Origin of the sequence: Desulfovibrio sp. (genome assembly GCF_018379785.1) — a bacterium.
Taxonomy (GTDB): domain Bacteria; phylum Desulfobacterota; class Desulfovibrionia; order Desulfovibrionales; family Desulfovibrionaceae; genus Desulfovibrio.
The window spans coordinates 1-5442 of sequence record NZ_JAGZUV010000110.1 but is presented as its reverse complement, the minus strand read 5'-3'; the positions used below and the strand labels follow the sequence as shown (position 1 = coordinate 5442).

Sequence of the window (5442 nt, the reverse complement as noted above, 5' to 3'; positions counted from 1 at the left end):
CAGGATGCGGACAGAATTTTCATGCCATATAGCGATGCGACTTTATTCACGGAAGTAATAAAGTGGCGGTCCCCTTCTCCCGTGCGGACCCATTGCGGGGCCAAGTTGAACTGCTCCAGCAGCGCCAGCAGGATTTCCGGGTTGACCTCCCCACGGCGACGACTGTCAGAAATGAGCGCCTGGGGGATGCCGAGCCGCTGGGCTAACTCAGCTTGGCTGGTGTAGCCGGTGACTTTTTTGATTCGGGCGTAAGCATCGGAAAAGACGGCTTCCATTTAAAAATCCTCGCGTTCGGGTGTCTGCTCGATTTTTCCACGCAGCCACAGCAGGGCGTCGGCAATCCCCTGATCGTAATCCATATTGCGATAGCGGGCCGGATCGCCGGACTTCGCCCAGGCCTCCAGCTTCGCAATCTCGCTTTCCGAGCGCGGGCCGTTTCCTGCGGCGTAATTCCGCAGGCATTGGATCAGGTCCGTGATTCCTTGCTCGTAGGGCAAATGATCAGTGAAGATATGCATTGCTATGCCTTTAGAGCGCAGTGGTGGGCATTTCGCCCTGCGTGTTTTTTGGGTAAGAAAAGTGCCTCTGGCAAAAACTACGGATCGTGCGAAGTGGGGGAGAGGAAACAAAAAAGCCCATTTCGGTCTGGAGGAACCAGAACCGGAAAGGGCTTATGAGGTGGGCAGGCCTGAAAAAAGCAAAAAGCGCAGAAATATGCCGAAAAGGCACATTACTACGCTTGAAATTTGCTTGGCGTCCCCAAGGGGATTTGAACCCCTGTCGACGGCGTGAAAGGCCGTTGTCCTGGGCCGGCTAGACGATGGGGACGGGTGAGAGGCACTTGTAAAGGAAAGCCGGTACCGTGTCAAGCGGCGAACGTCCATTGCGGCTTGGTCGACTGGTATGGGTAGCCCGTGCGGCAGCCCTGTCCGGTGCCGGGATATGTTGGTGCCCTGCGGCGGCATTGCAAGGCCGTGCGGCCTGAGGTATTTTTCCGCCATGCCGAGCGCCGAATCTTCCTCTTTGCCGTTTGTCGCAAAACCGGCATTGCCGCCGGAGTCCGTTGCCGCACACTGTGAAAGCCAGCTTCGCCTGCTGCTGGAACTGGCCCAGGTCATGAATGCCGCCAGCGACGTAGGCCAGGCCCTGGACAAGGCCTTGAACCTGATGGCCGGGCATCTGCACATGATGCGCGGGGCCATCACCCTGGTGTCGCCGCAGACCGGCGAAATCCGCACGGAAGCCGCCTACGGGCTCAAGCCCGCCGAGTGTCGGCGCGGGCGCTACGTGCGCGGCGAGGGCATCACCGGCCGGGTCATTGAAAGCGGCCGCCCCATGTATATTTCCAATGTCTCCCAAGAGCCGCTTTTTCTGAACAAAACCCGTTCGCGCGATCTGAAAAAGGAGGGCATCTCCTTTATCTGCGTGCCTATCCGGCTCAATGATCAGGTGGTGGGCGCGCTTTCCGTGGATCATCTCCTGGCCGACGCGGCCACCCTGGAAGACGAGGTGCGCCTGCTGTTGATCATTGCGACCCTCTTGGGGCACGCGGCCCTGGAAACCCAGGGCCGCATGGATGAGGAAAACCGCCCCTCCCTACGGCCCAGGGGCTTTGTAGGCAATTCGGAAAGCATGCAGAAGGTCTACGCCCAGATCGCTCAGGTGGCCCCGTCCGCGACCACGGTTTTTTTGCAGGGCGAATCCGGCACGGGCAAGGAACTGGCGGCCAGGGCCATTCACGCGGCCAGCGCCCGCGCGCCCAGGCCCTTTATTTCGCTCAACTGCGCGGCCCTGCCGGAAAATCTTATTGAAAGCGAGCTGTTCGGGCACGAGCGGGGGGCCTTCACCGGAGCCAGTGCCACCCGCAAGGGCCGCTTTGAACTGGCGGACGGCGGCACGCTGTTTCTGGACGAAGTGGGCGAGCTGTCTCTCATGACCCAGGCCAAATTACTGCGCGTTCTGCAGGAACGCAGCTTTGAACGCTTGGGCGGCATGGAAACCAGGCATGTGGACGTGCGTTTCATCACCGCCACCAACCGCGACCTGGAGCGGATGGTGGCGGAGGGCGGTTTTCGCCGTGATCTGTTCTACCGCCTGAATGTTTTTCCCATTTTTCTGCCGCCCCTGCGTCTGCGTCCCGAGGATATTTTACCTCTGGCCAGCCATTTTATTGCAAAATTCGCTACGGCCAACGGACGGAAGAACGTGCGCCTTTCCCTGGCCGTGATGGATATGCTCCAGCGTTACGCCTGGCCCGGCAATATCCGCGAGCTGGAGAACGTCATGGAGCGCGCCGTGCTGCTTCTGGGCCGCGAGAGCCTGGTGCTGCCCCAGCATTTGCCGCCATCCTTGCACAGCATCCACGAAGGCCATGACGGCGCGGATTGCTGCGTCATCCGGCCCGGTTTCGCGGGCAGTCTGCAGGAGCGTCTGGACGAACTGGAACGAGCCTGCATTGTGGAGGCCCTGGAATCCAGCCGGGGGCAGATCGGCAGGGCGGCGGCAAGCCTGGGCCTGACCGAGCGGATCATGGCCCTGCGCCTGAAAAAATACGGGCTCAATTACAAAGCCTTCCGTCCGGTCCGGAAGGGTGCGTCGCACGCCGCCGACAGTATGGTTTTATAAAATCGACAAAAATGTTATTTTTTGAAACGGACCGCAGGGCTGCCAGTACAACCGGGAGACTCGCCGTTTCTTGTTGGAAGCGGAGTAGAGATTGACTGCTCAAACAATATTTCTGTAGAAAACGACAAAAATGTAGATTTTGAATTTATAGATATAATACACTGATTTTACATGATTTTTTATGAAGCGGCTCTTTCTTCGGCTTGTCCGGTGGAAGAGTCGCTTCTTTTTTTCGACAATTTTGTAGAAAAATAGGCCTGTTTGCCGGTGAGGCTCGCATCCGTCTCTTTCGAAGAACTAAAAATAATCTGTAAAATTAGGATAGTATATGTCTGATCCTTTTGCTTTGCGGCTCTGGCATGGATTGTGCCTTGGAGCACAGCAGGAGGCGCGGCATGTGCCGCGCTGGGGAAGGACCACGGCGCCGGTTCCATCCCCGGAGTTTTTGTCCGGCCGGATGGGCTCCCGCGCGTTCAGGGACGCTTGCCGTCCCCGGGAAGGCGAAGCGACGGAATCTGCGGGCGGCAGCGGCCATAAGGGAGTTTGGGATGAACGCTTCGGATACGGCTTTTGTCATCATCTGCGCCACCATGGTCATGCTGATGACCCCGGCGCTGGCCCTGTTTTACGGCGGCCTGGTGCGGGCGCGCAATGTGCTTTCCACCCACATGCACAGCTACGCCAGTCTGGGGCTGATCACCGTGCTCTGGGCCCTGGCGGGGTATACCTTGGCCTTCGGCGAGGATGTGGGCGGCGTGATCGGCAATTTTTCCTATCTGTTCCTGCGCGGTGTTGAGGGCACGGCCGCTCCGGCCTCCTCCAATCTGCCGCATACCGTTTTTGTGGCCTTCCAGTGCATGTTCGCGGTCCTGACCGTGGCTCTGATTTCGGGCGCATACGCCGAACGCATCCGCTTTTCGGCCATGCTGCTCTTCTCGGGCCTCTGGCTGATTTTCGCCTATGCGCCCATGGCCCACTGGGTCTGGGGCGGCGGCTGGATGGCAAAGATGGGCGCCGTGGACTTCGCGGGCGGCGCGGTGGTGCACATGGCCTCCGGCGCGGGCGCGCTGGCCTGCGCCCAGGCTCTGGGACCCCGCCTGCCCACCGGCCCGCGGAGTTTCACGCCCAATAACCTGCCCTTTACCCTGCTGGGCGGCGGCCTGCTCTGGTTCGGCTGGTTCGGTTTCAACGCGGGCAGCGCCCTGTCCGCCGGTACGCTGGCCGGGCAGGCCCTGCTGACCACGCATCTGGCCTCGGCCTGCGGCATCCTCGGCTGGATGCTGGCGGAGTGGAAGCGCACGGGCAAGCCCACCAGTCTGGGGGCTGTTTCCGGGGCTCTGGCCGGTCTGGTGGCCATTACGCCCGGCGCAGGATTCGTAGGTCTGCTGCCCGCCATGCTGATCGGCTTCATCGGCGGCATGGTCTGCTACGGCGGCGTGCTGCTCAAGAACAGGTTCGGCTATGACGACGCCCTGGACGTGGTGGGCATCCATGGTCTGGGCGGCACCTGGGGAGCGCTGGCTACCGGCCTTTTCGCCAGCGCGGCCATCAATAATGTGGACGGCCTGTTCCACGGCAATCCGCATCAGCTCTGGGTGCAGTTCGTCTCCGTGCTGGGCACTTGGGTCTTCGTCTATGTGGTCAGCCGCATCCTGCTCGGCATCGTGGATTCCACCGTGGGTCTGCGGGTCGCTCCCGAAGCGGAGTATACCGGCCTGGATCTGAGCGAACACAATGAACGCGGCTACTCGCTGTAAGCCGTAAGCGGCAAAGGGAGTCTGTCATGAAGAAACTGGAAATCATCATCCGGCCCGGCATGTTCGACAAGGTCAAGGACGAGCTTTCAAAGCTGGGCATTCACGGCATGAACTATTCGGAAATCAGGGGCTTCGGCCGCCAGCGCGGGCACACCGAGGTCTACCGGGGCACCACCATGCGGGTGGACTGCCTGCCCAAGATCAAGATTGAATTGGTGCTGCACGACGAGGCTCTGGAACGGGTGCTCGGCGCGGTGGTGGGCACGGCCCGCACGGGTCAGGTGGGCGACGGCAAGATTTTCATCAGCGACGTGCTGGATGCGGTGCGCATCCGCACGGGCGAGCGCGGCAACGACGCGCTCTAGGGGCGGTCAATAAACCGGAAAGGAGACAATACGATGAGTTCCCCCCGTAAAAAGGCGGTGTTCAAGGCTGTTGACGCAAAGCCGGTGGTCCCTTCCTGCCGGGAGGAGAAGGCGCACGAGGCGGGCGAGGTTTTCGGACGCAACGTGTTCGGCCTGGCAGTGATGCGCAAGCGTCTGCCCAAGGACGTCTACCGCAAGCTGGCCAAGACCATCCGCGACGGCGAGCGCCTGAATCCGGAAATCGCCGACGTGGTGGCCAACGCCATGAAGGACTGGGCCATTGAGCGCGGCGCGACCCACTATACCCACTGGTTCCACCCCATGACCGGCCTGACCGCCGAGAAGCACGACGCCTTTCTTTCGCCCACGGCCGAGGGGCAGGTGATCAGCGAGTTTTCCGGAAAAATGCTGATCAGCGGCGAGCCGGACGCCTCGTCCTTTCCGTCGGGCGGCATCCGCTCCACCTTTGAGGCGCGCGGTTACACCGCCTGGGACCCCACGGTGCCGGTGTTCATCATTCCCGGCCCCTACGGCGCGACCCTGCATATCCCGACCTTCTTTTATTCCTATTCCGGCGAGGCCCTGGACCGCAAAATTCCGCTGTTGCGCTCCATTGCCGCCCTGTCCCGCCAAGCCCTGCGCATCCTGAAGCTCTTCGGCAATACGTCCGCAAGCTATGTACGGGCCATGGTCGG

General features: G+C 60.9%; 6 protein-coding genes and 1 tRNA gene. 4 read left to right on the top strand and 3 right to left on the bottom strand.

Features of this window, described 5'->3' with window-relative positions; genetic code table 11:
* The 3 genes from KH208_RS15105 to KH208_RS15095 form a co-directional block, all read right to left on the bottom strand.
* Window positions 1-275, bottom strand: a 275-nt coding sequence (locus tag KH208_RS15105; RefSeq protein ID WP_291437672.1) for a helix-turn-helix domain-containing protein, incomplete at its 3' end; no start/stop codon positions are given.
* The gene (locus tag KH208_RS15100) at window positions 276-518 is read right to left on the bottom strand and encodes a hypothetical protein (RefSeq protein ID WP_291437670.1); all 243 of its coding nucleotides are present in this window, start codon (window positions 516-518) and stop codon (window positions 276-278) included.
* A 233-nt stretch (window positions 519-751) separates the two neighbouring features.
* Window positions 752-828, bottom strand: a tRNA-Glu gene (locus KH208_RS15095).
* A gap of 171 nt (window positions 829-999) precedes the next feature.
* Between KH208_RS15095 and KH208_RS15090 the strand changes: the two genes are divergently transcribed.
* The 4 genes from KH208_RS15090 to KH208_RS15075 form a co-directional block, all read left to right on the top strand.
* Window positions 1000-2625 carry a sigma 54-interacting transcriptional regulator gene (locus KH208_RS15090; protein WP_291437668.1) on the top strand — a complete coding sequence of 542 codons (1626 nt, stop codon included), beginning with the start codon at window positions 1000-1002 and terminating at the stop codon, window positions 2623-2625.
* 548 nt (window positions 2626-3173) lie between these two features.
* Complete coding sequence (locus tag KH208_RS15085; protein ID WP_291437667.1) at window positions 3174-4382, top strand: ammonium transporter; 1209 nt, start codon at window positions 3174-3176, stop codon at window positions 4380-4382.
* A gap of 26 nt (window positions 4383-4408) precedes the next feature.
* Complete coding sequence (locus tag KH208_RS15080; protein ID WP_291437665.1) at window positions 4409-4747, top strand: P-II family nitrogen regulator; 339 nt, start codon at window positions 4409-4411, stop codon at window positions 4745-4747.
* Between the two features lie 33 nt (window positions 4748-4780).
* The coding region (locus KH208_RS15075) for a glutamine synthetase III (RefSeq protein WP_291437663.1) at window positions 4781-5442 on the top strand (662 nt) is incomplete at its 3' end.